Source organism: Shewanella sp. SW1 (assembly GCF_025653545.1).
Taxonomy (GTDB): Bacteria; Pseudomonadota; Gammaproteobacteria; order Enterobacterales; family Shewanellaceae; genus Shewanella; species Shewanella oncorhynchi.
In genome coordinates, this window is sequence record NZ_JAKKSG010000009.1 from 100,444 (window position 1) to 118,336 (window position 17,893).

Below are 17,893 nucleotides of genomic sequence, written 5' to 3' on the forward strand. Positions count from 1 at the left end.
CTATTCTGCCGCAATGATTTGAACTGATTCACCATTAAAGCTGACGATGTCGCCCGCGATAATTTTTTTACGTTTACGAGTTTCAACTTCACCGTTCACAGTGACTTGACCTTCCTCGATAAAATGTTTGGCTTCACCACCTGCATTGCTCATGCCTTGCACTTTTAATACTTTGTACAATTCAATGAAATCTTCGCCAGAATGCAAAGCCAATTGATTAATTTGCGCCACTTAATACACGCCTTCTAAAAATAAACCTGCGACATTATACCAGCACAGTACAAAATTCGCTGAAGATAATTTGGCTAGAGACGTCTTTCATCGGCGAGTAGGCCAAAGGCTGATTCATCGAGCCAGTTTTCACCTATTTTGAATTGCTGCCTGAGCAAACCTTCAAGCCGAAAACCACACTTTTCTAGTACTCGTGCCGATGCGTGATTATCTTTAGCACAATGGCCAACAAATTTATGTACATTAAAACTTAAACAAGCCCAATCAATGACCGCCATTAAACTCTCAGTCGCATAACCTTTACCGTGGCCCTCGGCCGCCAGTAAATAACCCACTTCGGCACGCTGTTCCTCGAAACTTTGACAATAAAGGCCCGTTAAACCAATAAACTGCCCAGTATCAACTGTCTCAATCACTAAGGTCAGCCAATCACCAGAACCGTAGAACCAAGTATCGGAACGCTGCTGAAACTTACAGCGGATCACCTCTTGCGACTCTGGAACGCGTACAAAACGATTAATCTCAGGATCGTTATGCAGTGCATAAAAATGTTCCCAATCACTATCTTGTAAGCTCCTGAGTTTCAATCTATCAGTGTAGAGTTCCAGCATAGTGACTCCGTGATGAGCATATAAAACAAAACGGCAGCAAACGCTGCCGTATCAAACAAGCTGTATTAGATAAGCGGTAAAACTTACGCGCGGCTGGTCACTTCAAGTAAATGAAAGCCAAATTGCGTTTTCACGGGGCCTTGTACTTCGTTTAATGGTGCACTAAAAACCACTTCATCAAACTCTCTGACCATCATGCCAGGACCAAATGACCCCAATTCGCCGCCTTGGGCACCTGATGGGCAAGAAGAGTGCGCGCGAGCAATTTGAGCAAAATCTGCGCCTTCCATTATTTGCTGTTTCAGCGCTTGACACTGCTCTTCACTGCTAACTAACAAATGTCTTGCTGTTGCCTGGACCATAGTAAAACTCCTGTAAGGATCATGAGACATTTGCCCCAAATATCATTGAGTTCCCACTAAAACATTCGTTTTAACAGGTTTTGAATCAACAGTATAAAAACTTTCTGTTGAATAAAAAAGTCTTAAAATGCCGTCACTGACAACAAAGTCAAGTAACGGCACCTTACACGGCTAAGCTTGTTTCGACGCAATCCAACGATCGATCTTGTTTTCCATGACCGCCATGGGTAATGAACCTGAGGTGAGGATTTGATCGTGGAATGCTTTTAAATCAAATTTATCACCCAAGGCTTTTTCTGCGCGGGCACGCAGTGCCAAAATCTTCAACTGACCGACCTTGTAAGACAAAGCTTGACCAGGGATCGCCATATAGCGCTCCGCTTCAGCGACTATGTCACTCTCAGCCATAGGCGAGTTGTCTTTCATGTACTGAATCGCCTGTTCACGACTCCAACCTTTAGAATGAAGGCCTGTATCAACCACTAAGCGCATTGCACGCAGCATTTCATCGGAAAGCTTACCAAAATACTGGTAAGGATCGGTAAATAGCCCCATCTCAATACCTAAGTATTCAGCATAAAGTGCCCAACCTTCCTCGAAAGCGGTATAACCGCTAAAACGCTGGAACTCAGGCACACCAGTCAGCTCTTGTTTGATCGCGATTTGGAAGTGATGCCCAGGAGCGGCTTCGTGCAAAGATAAAGTCGTCATCCCCCACTTAGGCTGTGCTTTGAGGTTATAAGTGTTGATATAAAACACCCCTGGACGGCTGCCATCCACCGCTGGCGCTTCATAAGAGGCTCCCGCTGCTGATTGTTCTCTAAAACTTTCAACCGGCTTAACCACGTAATCAGCCTTTGGCATCACATTAAAGTAGTTAGGTAAGACATGATTGATTTTATCTTTCAACACCATATAACCATCAATCAAACCTTGGCGATCGCTATAGAAATACTGCGGCTCTGAAGATAAAGACGCAAAAAACGCCTTCAAATCACCCTTAAAACCAACCTGCTCACGCACCTTATCCATCTCAGATAAAATTCGCGCCACTTCACCTAAACCAATTTGATGAATTTCATCTACAGACATAGTGGTGGTCGTATGTGAGTTCGCCAGATGCTGATACCAAGCTTTACCGTTAGGCAAACCTGACCAACCATCAGTCGCCCGCGATTTAGGTAAATAGGTTTGCTTAAAGTAATCGCGTAAGTTCGTTAACGCTGGCACGATACGTTCGGCTATCATGGCTTGATAACGGGTGGTCAATTCCGCTTTATCTTGCTCTGAAAAACTTTCGGGAAAATGCTGGATTGGCGAGTAAAAAATGCTCTGAGTCGCATCCGTCGTTAACATAGCATCTAACTGAGGAATAATGCGCTCTACCAACACTCGAGGTAGTACCACTTTACTTTCAATACCTTGATTCATACGATTTTCAGCAAGTGCGACCCACTTGATGAAACCATCGACTCTCTGTTCCCAATTACGATAATCTTGGACAGTCTTAAAAGGTTGTGCACTTTCGCCACTTCCCAGCTGCACCATAGTAATGACAGTGCTATAGAACTGGCTTATCGGCATAAAGCGTGAAGGGAAAGTTTCGTCCACTAACGCCATATCACGGTCATAGACGAACAGGTCATAACTCAACTGTAGATCCGCAGGCAGTTGCTTTGGATCTATCGCACGCACCTGAGCTAAATAGTGAGTGTTAAGATCATGACGAGCCTTAAGGTAATCCTCAGTTAAATCTCCGCCGAAATCGGCGTTATAGTCATTAACGCCGACAAAAGTGGCGTAGATGGGCTCAAGCTTTAGGTAATCGTTAAAATAAGCATCCACAAGCGCTAAGTAACGCTGCTCTGCCGTTTGAGTTTCGCCCTGCACAGCTGTCGTATTAGCCGAGCTATTTTCTTGAACTGCAGTGGCTTCAGGCTTAGAACAACCTTGAAGGGTGAAGATTAACGCTATCGAACCTGCCAATAAACCCAATTTCATTTTAATATTTCTCCTTTTTGGCCCGCTATTGCAGAACTGTTTCTATACTTAGTTCAAGGTCTGCTATCGGAGTTAATCTATGATCTACTCGTTCCGCAACTCAGGTTTCAGGGATCCTGAAACTGGAGTCTATAACCAAACCTATTTCATGGAAGTATTCAACCGAGAATGGCATCGTCACATGAGAGACCACCAAAGCTTGGCACTATTGTATCTGTGCCCTCACATACATGAAACCGTCAAACAACCCCATTTACTCGAATTCTTTACTAAACAAGTGCAAGAAGCGCTATTAAGAGCAACAGATATGATTGCTAGGCTAGATCACAATCACTTTGCGTTGGGTTTGTTCAATATAGATGAGGTGGGAACGGAAGTAGTGTTAAAGCGAATAGAACAACAAATATCTGACTTTAATCAAGATTTTGGTAAACATCATAAACTGACAATCGACTATAAACTGGCTGCCTGTATTTGCCTACCTACACAGGAAAGTAAAATAGAGTCACTCTTCAGTAATGTCAGCCAACTTTCACAACAGCTTGAAAAAAATCATGATCAATCCCAAGCTTTAATCCGCTTACAGTAAATAGGTTTATTGATACCAAAGAAAAAGCCCCTTACGGGGCTTTTCAATTCAAACACTAAACTGCGAAGTAATTACAGCGTGACATTATGCATACGTGCTTTCTCTTTAATATAAGAGATATAGCTATTTGCACTCTTCTGTGTCTTCTTATCATTAGCAGCTAACACTGCACGGTTATAAGCCGACTTATACTGTTTCAAACTTAAATGAGCCAAAGCTAATTCGAAGTTTGCTTCACCAGGATGATCAATACCCATTGATATGGCTTTTTCAAGCACAGGGATCGCTGCTGTATATTGTTCATTCAAGTTTAATAAGCGACCTTGTTTCAAGTAAGTTTTGCCATCATTGGTGATGGCTGCAGCTTTACCGTAATACTCAGCAGCTTGCTTAAACTCTTTCGCATTTTGATAGAAACCCGCCAAAATCTCTAAAGACTTGGCGTCCTCAGCGATCATGCCTGATTTCATATGTTTCTGATAAATTTTAGCAGCTTGATAAGGAGCACCTTTTTGTGCCATTAACTGCGCTAAACGCGTAATGTTGCCCGCGCTATCTAAGAAACCATTTCTATAAGCCAAATCGTAAGTTGCAAGAGACTTGTCATAGTCTTCAACCATCAAATAAAACTGTGCTAATTGAACCCACAATCTGCCATCATCCGGGAATAAAGGCACCATGACTTCTAACACGCCAACAGCTTTCTTGTACTTCTTCTGATTGAAGTAAGCTGTCAGTTTCATTTGATACAGACCTTTGTCAGGAGCTTCAGCTAATGAAAGACCTTTGTCGGCCACTTCAATCACTTTATCCCACTGTTTAAGTTCTGAATGCGCAATACCAATACGGCGATACATTTGAGAATCGGATTTACAAGTAAATTCCATCCACTTGTAATAATAAGGAATCGCTTCCTTAAACTTTTTCTCTTGTAATAGCAAATCAGCATAAAGACGCATAGTTGCAGCATGATCTGTACCACCTAAAATATCAGCTTCAACAGCTTGTTTTAGGTACTTGATCGCGGTATCCATTTTGCCTTTCTCGGCATAAAAGTTACCCAACATACGTGCAACATAGGCTTTATCGAAGTCGTTCTTGGCATTTGCCTCTAGCAAAATAGCAATAGCTTCATCGACCTGACCATTGGTATAAGCTTCAAATGACTTCTGAACTTTCTTCGCCGCACCTTCGCCCACGGCTTTAGATTGACGTTTGTCGATAGCACACTTTTCTTCTGCGACTGCAGATGAAAGAGTTAATGAACCTCCACAAACAGAAAGCAATAATAGAACTGCGATTTTATTAACATTACGCATTATTGGTTGCCTCCTTTATCTAAGGTGAAGTCTAGTTGTACTGTCATACCAGGTTGTTTCAATGGCTTGCCATCAACAATCTTAGGCTTGTACTTCCACTTCTTCAGTGCACGAATAGCTTCTTTATCAAATAAGCGTTTTGGTTCTGCTTGAATAACTTCAACGTCGTCGATACCACCGAGTTCGTTAATGGTAAAACGAAGTTGTACCCAACCTTCTTTACCATCACGCGCCGCAGCAATTGGATACTGAGGTTCGATACGAACGATAGGTGTAGCATCACCATCGCGAGTCATCATATTGCCTAATTTAAAACCGGTACTTGGACCACCTGCTTCTACACCACCCATATTGAACGACATTGCTGTGTCAATATTGCTCGAAGATTCTGGCGGCGTTGCCTCAGGCTTCTGTGGCTGTTCTGGCGGTGGCGGCGGCTTAGGCACTACCCTTGGCTTATTCTGTGCTTTTGAATCCTGTCTATCCATAGTGATTTCAATTACAGGGGTCTCGGCCGATGTTTCGCCGCGCTGTGCGCCGCCACCGACCAAGAACGCCATAAAAGCGAACAGACCAAAAGTCACAGCAGCACCAATAATGATCGATACTAGTGCTCTTAGCATATTAATCGTTCCCCGCAGATACCGAAATTTTATCTATACCAGCCGCTTTGACTTGGTCTAGAACTTTAACAACTAAGCCGTGCATTGCGTCTTTATCAGCCTGAATCAATACAGCAGCTTCAGGAGCTTCAGCCAGCATGCGCTCAACGTTTGCCGTTACACGTTCGATATCAACCTGACGGTTCTCCATCATGATCACGCCTGTTTTACTGACGCCGATAAAGATGTTAGCCGAAGGCTTTGAAGTCGCTTGCGAAGCTTTTGGTTTGTTATAATCCAAACCAGAAGGTTTCACAAATGACGTTGTTACAATGAAGAAGATCAACATGATAAACACGATGTCGAGCATCGGTGTCATATCAATTTGCGCTTCCTCGTCTACACTGGAATGCTTTTTACGTGCCATGTTCAATCTCTCTCTAGTGGTGCGGCATGCTGTCTTTTAGCTTTTCTAAACTGATTTTCATTTTTACATCCAGACGAGTACTAAAGAATACTCCCGATAATGCTGCAACCATCCCCGCCATCGTGGGCATAGTCGCCATTGAAATACCAGCCGCCATTAAACGAGCATTACTCGTCCCCTGAACTGCCATCACATCAAACACTGAAATCATACCGGTTACGGTACCTAACAAACCTATCATAGGACAAATAGCTACTAAGGTTTTAATCATCAGCATACGTGCATTCAAATCTTGCTTCGCTTGGGACAGCCAAGCTTCACGGATACGGTGTGCGTACCAAGAGGTTGTTTCCTCTCTAGCATCCCACGCAGATATGATAGCTTTATGTTGCTTTGGTGATATCCAATTAAGATACCAATAACGCTCAAGCATCAATACCCACATGAAGAACAATACAAACGCAACCAACCAAAGGACGTTTCCTCCAGCGGCCATGAAGCCCCTGACGGAATCCCATATGTCCATCAGGTATAGCATCATTAGTTAGCCCTCTTCTCAGCATGTGCTGCGATAATGCCCGCACTTTGCTCTTCCAAAATTTGGGTGATTGATTTGCTACGCGCAACGAGTATTGCATGTAGTAACATCAGTGGCAGAGCCGCAACTAAACCTTGTACTGTAGTAACCAGAGCCATAGAGATACCACCCGCCATCAGTTTAGGATCGCCAGTACCGAACAGTTGGATACTTTGGAAGGTCGCAATCATACCAGTTACTGTACCTAGTAGACCTAACATTGGGCCGATAGCTGCAATGACTTTCAAAATTGAAATTCGAGCTTCTAATGCAGGCGTTTCTTTCAGAATAGCTTCATCCAGTTTCAACTCTAATGTTTCAACATCAACATCTTTGTTTTCATGGTAAACCTTCAAGATACGACCAAGGGCATTGTTACCTGGGTTATCAACATTCTTAGCTTGGCGTTTAACTTTTGCACCGATAGCTGCCAGCACAACGAAACGCTCAACCGCAATTAATAAACCAATAGCAAGTAATATCAGAATAATATAACCAATGGTACCGCCTGACTCGATACGATCTTCCATGCTAGCTTTGTTCGTAAAGATGTTTAACAGTACGCCACGTGCAGGGTCAATATAGAAAGGTGCTGTACCAGAGGCCGTTTCTTCCCATTTAGCAACAGCGCTAACTTGATAGCCTTCAGGTTGTTGAGATAACTGCTGAATTAAACCTAATTCAGGGTTATATACAACGTATTTACCGTCAGCCGTTAAGTTATAAGCACCAATACGATGAATAGTCGTCGTTTTCACGTTACCATCAATTTCGGTAACAGAACCTTCAAATTTAACCACTTTGCCAGATTGCGCCATTTCAAATAGCTGCTCTTGCCAAAATTGTTCTAACTCTTCAATTTTTGGCAATTGCTTACGGGCACCTAAATCAGCGATAAACTTATCGCGATTTGGGAATTGAGCACTGATGTTTGAGCTTGCCAGTTTACCAGCGAAATCACCGGCTTCACCTTTAACTACACCAAACATTTCACCCAAGTCACCTTGAGCCGTTTTTAGATCTTCTTCTAACTGAGCAATTTTACGCTCGTTATCTAAGAACGCTTGGTTTAAATCTTTACCACGTTGCTTTTCAGCAGCTAACGCATTTTTTTCTTTTTGCAGTAAAGCGGCCTTATCGCCACGCTCTGCTTGGAACTCTTGCTCACGCTTGCTGTTGACTTTACCTTCTGCAGCGCGTTCAACTTTAACTTGTTGCAATAATTGGTCAATTGACTTAGGCGCATCAGCAGCGCTCGCCATACCAGCAGTTAAAGAGAAACTTGCAGCCAACACAGCTGTAGTAATTAACTTCTTCATTATTGTGCAGTCTCCGCAGCAGGAATTGGTAACGCGAATAGATCTAGAGCGCCTTGTTTACGGGCAATGCGGATACCTTTGGTCAGTTCACGCAAATAGCTGTCATCTAACTTATCCCAACCCTTAGATTCTGGGTTGTACATCCAGCCAGTCTTTTGATCTAAACTCTGTGCATAAAGAGCAACACGACCTAAGTTAAAGAAGTCAACCAACACTTCTTTGCCATCTAGGTTTAACTTACCTTGGTTAACGGCAACAGCACTACCGTATTCACGCTCAATACTATAAGCATCAAGAATTAGACGGTATTTTTCTGCTAGTGTTACTTCGGCAGTATTAAGAAGTTTTTTCAGTTCATTAACACGATTAGTACGTATTTCAGAATTGAAAGGTAAATCTAATTGAACAAACTGTTCTAATGACTCAACCATTTTAAACATTAATGGCACAACACCTTGGCGAAGTTTATCTACACCATTGATGTCACCCTGCACTGAATCCATTGTCTTTTGTTGATCAGCGACTAAGCTTGCAACGTAATCGTTATATGATTTCAGTGATTCGCGCTCATCTGCGACAGAACCATACTCAAAAAGCATGTCTTGTGCTTGATCGAAATACTTATCAACGTTCTTTTGCGACGCAGCAGCATCAGCATGGATCATACTATCCGCTTTCTGCACGTCGGTAAGAGGATCTGCAACTACTAAGTTGCTGCTCGCTAATGCCAGCACGCCAACAAGTGCAGTAGCGATTTTTGTTCTATTGCTTACCTTGGACATAGTTCCCAACCAATTTGAAGTGAATAAAAAGGTTTAACTTACCAGCAACATAACGACAAGGAATAAATACTTGCCGAAAAAATTTCTGTAAGTTCGTCTTTCTCTTGTGATTCTTAGTTTTTTCTTCCCTTTCCTACGCCCTTACAGGCATAGACCCGCTGGCATCATTTCACAAAATGTTGACCTGTGTCAACATTTCAGACGACTAAAAACTAGTGTAAAGAAGCGCTAATAATGAAATTTTTTACGAAAGGTGTTTTTTTAGGCGGAAATGAATCTTTAGGGTTATTACTTTTTGTTCCAAAAAATAAAAAATTAATTAAAAACATATAAAATCATAACGATAGCTAACGGCCAACTTTGTGTATCCTGTTTATTAAAATTAACATTTTTTAACATAAAGACGACTCAAGTAGATGCTCTTTACTCATATCCTACTCCTCTCAATCAAAATTTACTTAAGGATTAGGAGTGAAACAGTATTAAAGAAATCGAAGACCCAGTTTTTTCGAGAAATGTTAATAGTAGAAGAATTTAGAATGGATAATTTAAAGGAAGCTTTCATTAATTTGACTCATCCGAACTGCGGATAAAAGCGAACAAAACCCAATTGCAATAAAGTCATCACTCCCTAGCTGTGGCCTTACATCAGTCTGAATATAGCAATTTCAAAACCTATTTAACTGAATTTATCTGCCCGAAGCACTTCCTTAATTCACCAGCGATACCGGCATTCTTAAACTGTTCTGAACAACCTTAGCGCCATGAGTCTCTGTTTAACCGCTAATTCAAACCAACTGGCATCGTTTTTAATAACTTAACTAACTTAAACTCAGAATGCTTGGACTTGATGCTGCGTAACCGATTTATGATCAATAAAGTTTTTGATTAACTGAAAAATATTTCTCAGATAGTACATCTAAGGCGACGTAGTTGCCTGAGTTTTAGTGAATTTCATCAAAGGTCCAGTTGCTTATGCCTTCCAGGCTAAAAAGATGAGCATAAAAATCAACTAGAAAAGAAAATACCCATTTATAACCGATGTTAACTAACCCGCTAGCAGACAAAACCAAATTAAATACCGTAAATATAAAAAAGCCCTCTAGACATCCAGAGGGCTTTATACCAACTAAATCTTAAAACTTAAATCTTACACCCGCATAGTAACGACGACCAATTGGATCATAAGTACTCGCAGCAGTTTCTACACCAGTGCTACTATCTGGCAATCCACTGATAATTGGTGGAGGATCTTGGTCGAATAAGTTATTAATACCAACATAAAACTCAGCCATATCAAATGGACGATATGCTACATTTAAGTCATGGTAAGTAACAGAACCAACACCAACAGACTCGGGAGCTAAGTCGTAGCCTGACAGGAATGAATCATCTAGGAATGACTCACCAATATAGGTCGTATTCCAAACAATATTGAAATCACCAATTTCATAGCCTAGTGATAAGTAAAACTTATCTTGTGGAGCATTAATTTCCCCATTAAAATTATCTGGCTCAGCACCTGGCAACGGTATTTCATAACCTGTAATCACATGGGTATATGCTAGACGTGCATTGGTTTGACCGACTAAACCATAATCTTCTAAATCTTTAGCGTAAGTTATGACATAGTCAACACCCGATGTAGCATAACCACCGCTGTTGGTTACAGCAGAGTCAATATACTCTAAAGAACCAGCACTGTTCGGGCCTTCAGGTGCTTGTCGACGGGTAACAAAACTACATAATGCAGCATTACCTCCGTAACATTGATCCAAAATGTACTGACGGTCAGTACTAACTATAGCGTCTTCAATTTCAATGTCGAAATAATCAATATTAAAATCAAAGTCCTCTAATACCGCAATACCATCTGGTGAGTAGGTTACACCATAAGTCCATGACTTACCTTTTTCAGCGTCTAAATCTGGGTTACCACGGTTAAAACCACTAATACCTTGAATATCTGATTGATTTAAAGTGAATGCCCCATTTTGAGCAATGTTTGCCATCACACCAGCATCTGTTCGGCATGCCTCAGCTTGCGCGCCTGTTGTTGTTGCTGTCACCCCCTGACAAGGATCAGTTAAACCAGGTGGGAAAGTTTGGCTTGGTGGTGAATACAGCTCATTTATGTTTGGTGCTCTAGTTGATATCGCACGAATTGCCCTAAAACGAAGCTCATCAATTGGTGCCCAATCAAGAGCAACGTTCCAGCTTTCAGTATTGCCTACGGTAGAATAATCAGAGAAACGTACTGCACCACGTAAATTTAACTGCTTAGCCATAAATGCATCAGCAATCAATGGCACATTCACCTCAGTGAAATATTCCATCACATCAAACTCGCCCTCAGTGCTTGGTATAGCATTACCCGCATTTAAGCCAGCTTGTTGTAACGCATCAAATTCACTACGAGCATATTCCTCACGGTACTCGGCCCCCACTGCAACACCGACGAAACCAGCAGGTAATTCAAAGACATCACCAGAGATATTCATACCTGCAACTGTTTGTGTTGCAAGTGTGTTTAACGAGCTAGGTGCATTCACATAATTAGCGGCTTCAGGTGACACAGTGCCTGCGCCAAATATATTGATCGGCACACAACCTTGAGCGCGAGCAGTAGCATCACGACATACTTTGTTACCATATTCATCAGTAACAGCTTCTAACGCAGATTTAAAATTCAGAACGTTAACTTGCCCAGTGCCAGTTTGTCCTTCTTTACTTTGACCGTATGAGAAATAAGTATCTAAAAACCAGCCGTCAGCTAATTCGCCATCAATACTAGTCATAATACGGAATGTATCACGGTCAGCTCTGCTACCACGGTTAGCTATATCAGACATACGGCGAGTGAAAGAGATATCTCTTAAACCATCACCATTTGTATCTGTAGCTAAGTTATAAAGCTCATCAGGTATCACAGAGTTGCGAACTAAAGTACGCTCATATTCACCGGGATTAGTCGCACTTTCAATAAATTGTTCAAACTCTACAGGAAGCTGTCCACCAGAGCCTTTAAAAATATCTACAGAAGACAGTGCAAAGGGTTCTAACTGGCTCTGTGTTTGAGTTGACGCATAGGTTCCTTCAAGTGTAGCGTTCCATCCATCCGCAAACTCATACTTACCTGTCGCTGCAAAAAGGTAGCGCTCTGTAGGTACCGCAATTGTACGAATAGCGTTGCGGTTGTAGCCGTCAGCTTCACGGGTATCTGTTCCATTGGTTGAGAAACCAGAGATAAAGTTACCGTTCTTATCATAAGTATATGGCTTACCACCTGCAACAAAACGGCCTTGTGGTGCAAAACTTGAATAAAATGGTTGCATCGGCGTAAACATATCTTCAGGCAGACCCGTTACTGCAGCACCTAAAGATATTTGATCTATTGCTGAACGATCACGATCGCGTGAATAAACTGCACCTTGGTTAGTGTAAGCACCATGCACCATGATGTTACCTTTGCCGTTAGCAGATGATGTACCCATAGTAAATTGAATTTGATCATCTTCGCTATCACCTTCGGCGCTTTGACCTTTTTGAACATCAAATTCAATACCTTCAAATTCTTTTTTATAGATGATGTTAACTACGCCAGCCACAGCGTCTGAACCATAAACGGCTGAAGCGCCGCCCGTCATAATCTCAACACGCTCAATGAATTGTGTTGGAATTGTATTTAAGTCAACAGCAGTATCACCTGGTACGCCAGACACAAAGCGACGTCCATTAACCAAGACCAAGGTACGAGCTGTTCCTAGATTACGTAAGTCAACAGTAGCAACTCCAGAACCTGATGTTAAAAAGTTAGAGTTAGTACGGCTGAGTGCTGGGGCACCAAATGCTGGGTTTTTAAGCAGCAATTCTTGAACGTTAGCAACACTCGAAGTGTCAATCTCATCTGCGCCAATAACCTGCACAGGTGAGAAACCTTGCAAGTCTGTTGAACGAATGCGAGATCCTGTTACTTCAATTTTCTCAATTGTTTTTTCCGCAACAACTGCCTCACCTTCTGCTGCAGCAACAGAAAATGTGCTTAGAGCAGCAACAGCTGCACTACCAACTAATGCGTACTTTATTGAATGGCTTAAAAAGCTGTTCTTATACATTGTCAATCTCCCTATATAAGTATGTCTTTATTATAATATTCCCATCGTCATCACACGACAGGTCACACCTAAACGCAACACAACAATCTAAATCAGCCCAATAAAATCACATTTAAAACACTTAATCAACAATTGAAACTGAAATAACACAACGATCGCTGTTTGTGAATAGTTTAAAGCTGATGATTAGCCATAAGCTTTGTCTAGTGTCGAATTGAATAAAAATCATAAATCAATGAAATTTAAGCACTTATTTCATAGTGATGGAGAGTTCCCCATTATCAAATTGAAAAACAACTCAAACATAAATACTTGCAAAAAATTAACACTTAAAATCACTTTTAAGTATAAGTGCTCAAAAAACCTGACATTTTATGGCTAAATTTTGTTCAACAAAATGGGGGGGATCATTACAACATGGGAATAATTTTCAACAAACAACCTCAGTTCTGCTTAAACATGCACTTTTAACCAAAGTGATTTTAATACCGACATTTGACTGGATTTGACTTGTCCTTGATTGCCAATAAGAACAATGACCAAAGATGTCTATGATAGTTTACGTGTGCGGGCAGAACTGACGAGTTCTGAAAATTTGTCGAACAAATACAATAACAAAATTTGAATTACCTTCCATTTGAGAAGCGCTCGTTATTTAAGGTGACCAACTTATTGAAATAAATGACTTAATCTAAATGACCATTACGCTATATACCAGTTAGTTTTCCATTTTCTTCATTCTGATGATAAAAAACCCCAAGTTGCCTCAGGGTTTTTATAATTAAAGCTGGAACAAAATAATGACTCCCGCTAACGAGGATTTAGAACTTCATACTCGCACGAACGAAGAAATAACGACCTAACATTTCATAAGTATATGGATCTGTGTTTGAGTCATTATTACCTGTGTAATAGGGAGGCTCTTTATCAAACAGGTTATTGATACCACCTGATAGACGAATGTTTTGAGTTAAATCATAAGATCCTGATAGATCATGGTATATAACACTCCCAACTGTTGGTGCATAACAACTAGATTCTTTGCCTTTACAAGCAAATGAGTCCATCCCATCAATATAACGAGCTTCGTAAGTAAAGCTCCAGTCATCTGCACTAGCAGTGATGTTCATATTACTCTTGAATTTTGCATAGGCTCCCGTACCGCCGGTAATGTAACCACGATAATCCACAGCAACACCATCAGGATCGAATTCTTCATATTCGGTCAGAATTGATGTATCCCAACCTGCTTTCCAATCCAATCCTAGAGCTGAAAATGCATAAGCAACATTAATGTCATAACCCGCAGTGTTCGTCGCACCGATATTTTGTAGGCCATTGTCAAACTTAATACGACCACTGTTATCAATCTGAATATTAGAAGATTGACACAATACAGTATCAGTATTGATCTTATTACCTGCAGCATCTAAACATTGGTTAGCAATATAATTGTTGTCAACAGAAGTTATAGTGTTTGTTAATTCAATATCGTAGTAATCAACAGTCATAGACAGACCATCTACGAAGCTTGGTGAATAAACTAAACCTATCGTTGTAATGTCGGCTTCTTCTGGAGTTAATAACCCATTACCGCCAACAGTGACTTCTGCTTGGTCTTGTTCTGTTGCAGGATGAACAATTTGTTCGAAGGATGGTGACTTACCACCATATAACTCATCAACAGTTGGAGCACGGAATGCAGTAGACAACCCCCCACGGAACATAAGGTCATCATATACTCGCCAAGTTAAGCCTAGTTTCCATGTAGTGTCATCACCAAACGTGCTGTAATCAAAATAACGCATTGCAGCACTCAGATCGAGTTGTTCCACTAGTGGTAACCCACTTAACAATGGGATAGCCAATTCAGCATAAATTTCATTAACGCTAAAATCACCACCGGTAGGTTCTACCCGAGGATCATTAGCTAACCCCTGTGCTGTTAATGAATCTGGTGTAAACTTTGCTGCTTCTTTACGATTCTCGTATCCAGCAGCAAAGCCCATCATACCCGCTGGTAGCTCAACAATATCACCCGATAAGGTTGCAGCAATAATATCTAACTCACTTCCACCACTATTTACTTCGGTATAAATGAATGGAGTGATGCTCTCACCTTCCCATGAAGACTGTAAAAAAGGATCAAATTCCCCCTTTAAAACTGCTGCATTAATTGAACCTAAATTATGTAGATTTGCCAGAGTATCGACAGAGTCGTTGCGACCTTTATTATAAGAGGCATCCCAACTCCAGCCATTATCAAATTCACCTTCTACGCCTAAAACAATACGAATAGTGTCTACAACTTGACTAAAGTCACGGGTACCGGACTCAACCATGCGACGACCATAAGAGAGTTCCTCTCCAGGCTTAACCCATGGCAGCAGGTCATCGGTCATCCAACCACCAGCTGAAATAGGATTATAAACCCATGCATCGCTGTTCCAAATTGGTTGAGGAGCCATTTGTTGATTTGACCAACGCTTTGAATACATAGCCTCAGTAAAGAAACGAGTTGTATCTGTCAACTCATAGGTTCCAGCAGCCGTGAGATTCAAGCGTTCCATTGGCGTCGATAGATAACTATCTTTCGCATAGTTATATGCATCATTTGCAGTAACATAATCATGGTAAGTACCACCTCTACCACTTAGATCTGCAGTATCGCCCCAAATATGACCACCTTGAGAATAACCACTACCACCGCAAAACAAGCTAATTTTACCACTTGCATCAGGCTTAGTTTCTGTTACAGGGCAATCAGAAAAATCACGGTCAGCTTGGCTTGCCTCGCCACGCTTTGTATACTGTGCGCCTATAACGACATTGCCTTTATCAAAGGTGTTACCCAAAGTCATATCAATCGTAGACTCGTCAGCATCACCTTCTCCAGAAATGCCGGTTTGGGCGTTGACTTCAAAACCTTCAAAGTCTCTTTTCAAAATTACGTTAACCACACCAGCAATAGCATCTGTACCATAAACCGCAGAAGCACCATCTTTAAGTACTTCAACTCTTTGGATCATAGAAACTGGAATCGTATTAAGGTCAACAGTAGAAGCAGCTCCTGTACCAGAAGCAATCATTCGACGACCATTAACCAAAACTAGAGTACGGTTAGTGCCTAATCCTCTGAGGTTTATGCGAGAATTACCACCAGAACCATTATTTATGCCAGCGTTAGTCATAGCACCGCCAGCCGAAGTCATTTTCTGCAAAACATCATCAATCGATATTGCACCAGAGGAAATAATGGCTGAAGCATCAATCACGCTAACAGGACTAGCAGTTTCCATATCTGCGCGTTTAATTCGCGAACCAGTTACAGCTATACGCTCAACTTTTGCTCCATCTTTATCATCTGCAAATGTAAAAGGTACATTTAATACCGTAGCAGTCACACCGCTAATCAGTGCAAAGCGCACAGATTTTGCTATCAAGTTTTTTTTATGCATTGTCAATCTCCCGGGAAAATCATGTTTTTATTATAATTTGCTTATTTAATAAGCAGTTTTAAACAAGGGCACCTTAAACATTTCGAAGTGCTGCGGAAGCATAAAATCATATGAGAGACATTTAATCAACAAAAAGATAACTAAATACAAACAAAAAATACACAATGTTTTTTTTATTACAAATTGACTTATTGTTAAAAACAAAAAGCCAGTCATTGCTGACTGGCTTTTTGTTAAAACAGTGGTTTCTACTATATAGAAACTGAAAACTTAAAGTGTGTAACGGATACCAATGGCAACGCCGTCAGATTCAGAAAGCGCCATTCTAGCTTCTTGTTCTTTATCTGCACTGGTAAAATCGCTGTAATCTTTACGTGCTTCTACGTAAAGCACTGTGTTTGGGTCCCATACAAAGTGCAAACCAACCACGACAAACTGACGTTTGAACTCATCGTTAGGATCGGCATTAAAGTTAGGTTGAATGACATAGTCTTTACCGGCATCAAGCACGTTGTAAGAAATGAATGGGCGTAATCCATTGTCAAACTTGTAAGAAACTAAACTTTCAATACCATAGGCGTCTTTAATCAAACGACCAATATTGTCTGTGTCATGATTTTCTTGTCTGTTAACGTTTGCAGCAGCGTATAAGCCATTGCTATCGAAGTTACCCCAAGTGATACCCGCACCGTAGATAAGATCAACCGCAGTGGTTTGTTCGCCGTTACCAAAACTCACATCAAACTCACCGCGGTTAACACCCGCAGTTAAGGTCAGCATATCAGTGGCTTTATAGGTCAGCGCGCCACCATAAGTATAATTGTATTCTACTTGTTGAGCCGCTTTATCACCGCTTTCCCAGTTCGCTTGACACTGAGCTTGTGAAATATCATCCGTTGTATCACAGGTATAGAAGCTGCTGTTTTTCAACTGTGCTTGAACTGCAAAGCTTACATCGCCAAATGCATTGCGATATTGAACTGTTTTATCACCACGACCAACACCGTTTACCGCGCCATCATCTTTATTATAAGTGTAAACACCTGCAGTGTTACCGTCCCACACAAAACCATAGTTAGTGTTGTAAACGACATCGTACCAAGCGCCCCACTGCTTACCAATAGTCAGTGTTCCATAAGTGTCATGGGACAGACCAGCGTAACCTAAACGGTTATAAAAGAACTCTTCTTGAACAGATTCGAAGCGATTGTTATAGACGATGTCGCTACTACCTACAGGGTTCACACCCCATTCCAATTTAGCAAATGCTTTCCAACCGTCAGTCAACTCACGATTAAAACCAAAATTAATGCGAGATGCGCCGTTAACAACCTCTGTTTCCCCTTGAGTGTTGATCACGCGTGCATCAATAAAACCACCGATTTCTACGGCATTTTTATTATCTTTATAGCTCTCGATAGCTGAGACTGATGGAACTAAAAAAATTGCTGCAAGCGCAGTTGCTACTAACGTCTTGTTCATTTGGTGCTTAACCTTTTT

14 protein-coding genes are annotated in these 17,893 nt (G+C 41.3%); 1 reads left to right on the top strand and 13 read right to left on the bottom strand.

The window, feature by feature from the left end; genetic code table 11:
- From L5M71_RS09990 to L5M71_RS10005, 4 genes are all read right to left on the bottom strand, one after another.
- Positions 1–231 carry an RNA-binding S4 domain-containing protein gene (locus L5M71_RS09990; protein WP_006081165.1) on the bottom strand — a complete coding sequence of 77 codons (231 nt, stop codon included), beginning with the start codon at positions 229–231 and terminating at the stop codon, positions 1–3.
- Between the two features lie 74 nt (positions 232–305).
- Positions 306–842 carry a GNAT family N-acetyltransferase gene (locus L5M71_RS09995; RefSeq protein WP_263205625.1) on the bottom strand — a complete coding sequence of 179 codons (537 nt, stop codon included), beginning with the start codon at positions 840–842 and terminating at the stop codon, positions 306–308.
- Between the two features lie 83 nt (positions 843–925).
- Positions 926–1,204 (bottom strand): peptidylprolyl isomerase, encoded by a 279-nt coding sequence (locus L5M71_RS10000; RefSeq protein ID WP_028760433.1) that lies wholly within the window; start codon positions 1,202–1,204, stop codon positions 926–928.
- Positions 1,205–1,375: 171 nt separating this feature from the next.
- Positions 1,376–3,205, bottom strand: a complete 1,830-nt coding sequence (locus L5M71_RS10005) for a DUF885 domain-containing protein (protein ID WP_263205627.1) — start codon at positions 3,203–3,205, stop codon at positions 1,376–1,378.
- A gap of 79 nt (positions 3,206–3,284) precedes the next feature.
- On the opposite strand from L5M71_RS10005, the gene L5M71_RS10010 reads away from it, so the two are divergent.
- Complete coding sequence (locus L5M71_RS10010) at positions 3,285–3,794, top strand: diguanylate cyclase domain-containing protein (RefSeq protein WP_028760435.1); 510 nt, start codon at positions 3,285–3,287, stop codon at positions 3,792–3,794.
- A gap of 71 nt (positions 3,795–3,865) precedes the next feature.
- Here L5M71_RS10010 and L5M71_RS10015 read toward each other — a convergent pair whose 3' ends face one another.
- From L5M71_RS10015 to L5M71_RS10055, 9 genes are all read right to left on the bottom strand, one after another.
- Positions 3,866–5,113: a tetratricopeptide repeat protein gene (locus tag L5M71_RS10015; RefSeq protein ID WP_131524317.1), complete on the bottom strand. Its 1,248-nt coding sequence runs from the start codon at positions 5,111–5,113 to the stop codon at positions 3,866–3,868.
- Positions 5,113–5,736 carry an energy transducer TonB gene (locus tag L5M71_RS10020; protein WP_131524316.1) on the bottom strand — a complete coding sequence of 208 codons (624 nt, stop codon included), beginning with the start codon at positions 5,734–5,736 and terminating at the stop codon, positions 5,113–5,115. Before L5M71_RS10020 ends, L5M71_RS10015 begins: the two co-directional genes overlap by 1 nt.
- A 1-nt stretch (position 5,737) precedes the next feature.
- A complete protein-coding gene (locus L5M71_RS10025; RefSeq protein WP_037428129.1) occupies positions 5,738–6,142 on the bottom strand; it encodes an ExbD/TolR family protein in 405 nt (134 codons plus the stop codon).
- A 13-nt stretch (positions 6,143–6,155) separates the two neighbouring features.
- Complete coding sequence (locus L5M71_RS10030) at positions 6,156–6,683, bottom strand: MotA/TolQ/ExbB proton channel family protein (protein WP_113938836.1); 528 nt, start codon at positions 6,681–6,683, stop codon at positions 6,156–6,158.
- A complete protein-coding gene (locus tag L5M71_RS10035) occupies positions 6,683–8,038 on the bottom strand; it encodes a MotA/TolQ/ExbB proton channel family protein (protein WP_263138191.1) in 1,356 nt (451 codons plus the stop codon). The genes L5M71_RS10030 and L5M71_RS10035 overlap by 1 nt, the downstream gene beginning before the upstream one ends.
- Positions 8,038–8,820 (bottom strand): DUF3450 domain-containing protein, encoded by a 783-nt coding sequence (locus tag L5M71_RS10040; RefSeq protein WP_113938838.1) that lies wholly within the window; start codon positions 8,818–8,820, stop codon positions 8,038–8,040. The genes L5M71_RS10035 and L5M71_RS10040 overlap by 1 nt, the downstream gene beginning before the upstream one ends.
- A gap of 1,136 nt (positions 8,821–9,956) precedes the next feature.
- A complete protein-coding gene (locus tag L5M71_RS10045) occupies positions 9,957–12,935 on the bottom strand; it encodes a TonB-dependent receptor domain-containing protein (protein WP_263163233.1) in 2,979 nt (992 codons plus the stop codon).
- Positions 12,936–13,756: 821 nt separating this feature from the next.
- Positions 13,757–16,393, bottom strand: coding sequence for a TonB-dependent receptor (locus L5M71_RS10050; RefSeq protein WP_028760444.1), 2,637 nt, complete (start codon positions 16,391–16,393; stop codon positions 13,757–13,759).
- Between the two features lie 270 nt (positions 16,394–16,663).
- Entirely contained in the window at positions 16,664–17,875 is a 1,212-nt protein-coding gene (locus tag L5M71_RS10055) for a porin (RefSeq protein ID WP_263205629.1), read from the bottom strand.
- Positions 17,876–17,893 lie beyond the last annotated feature (18 nt).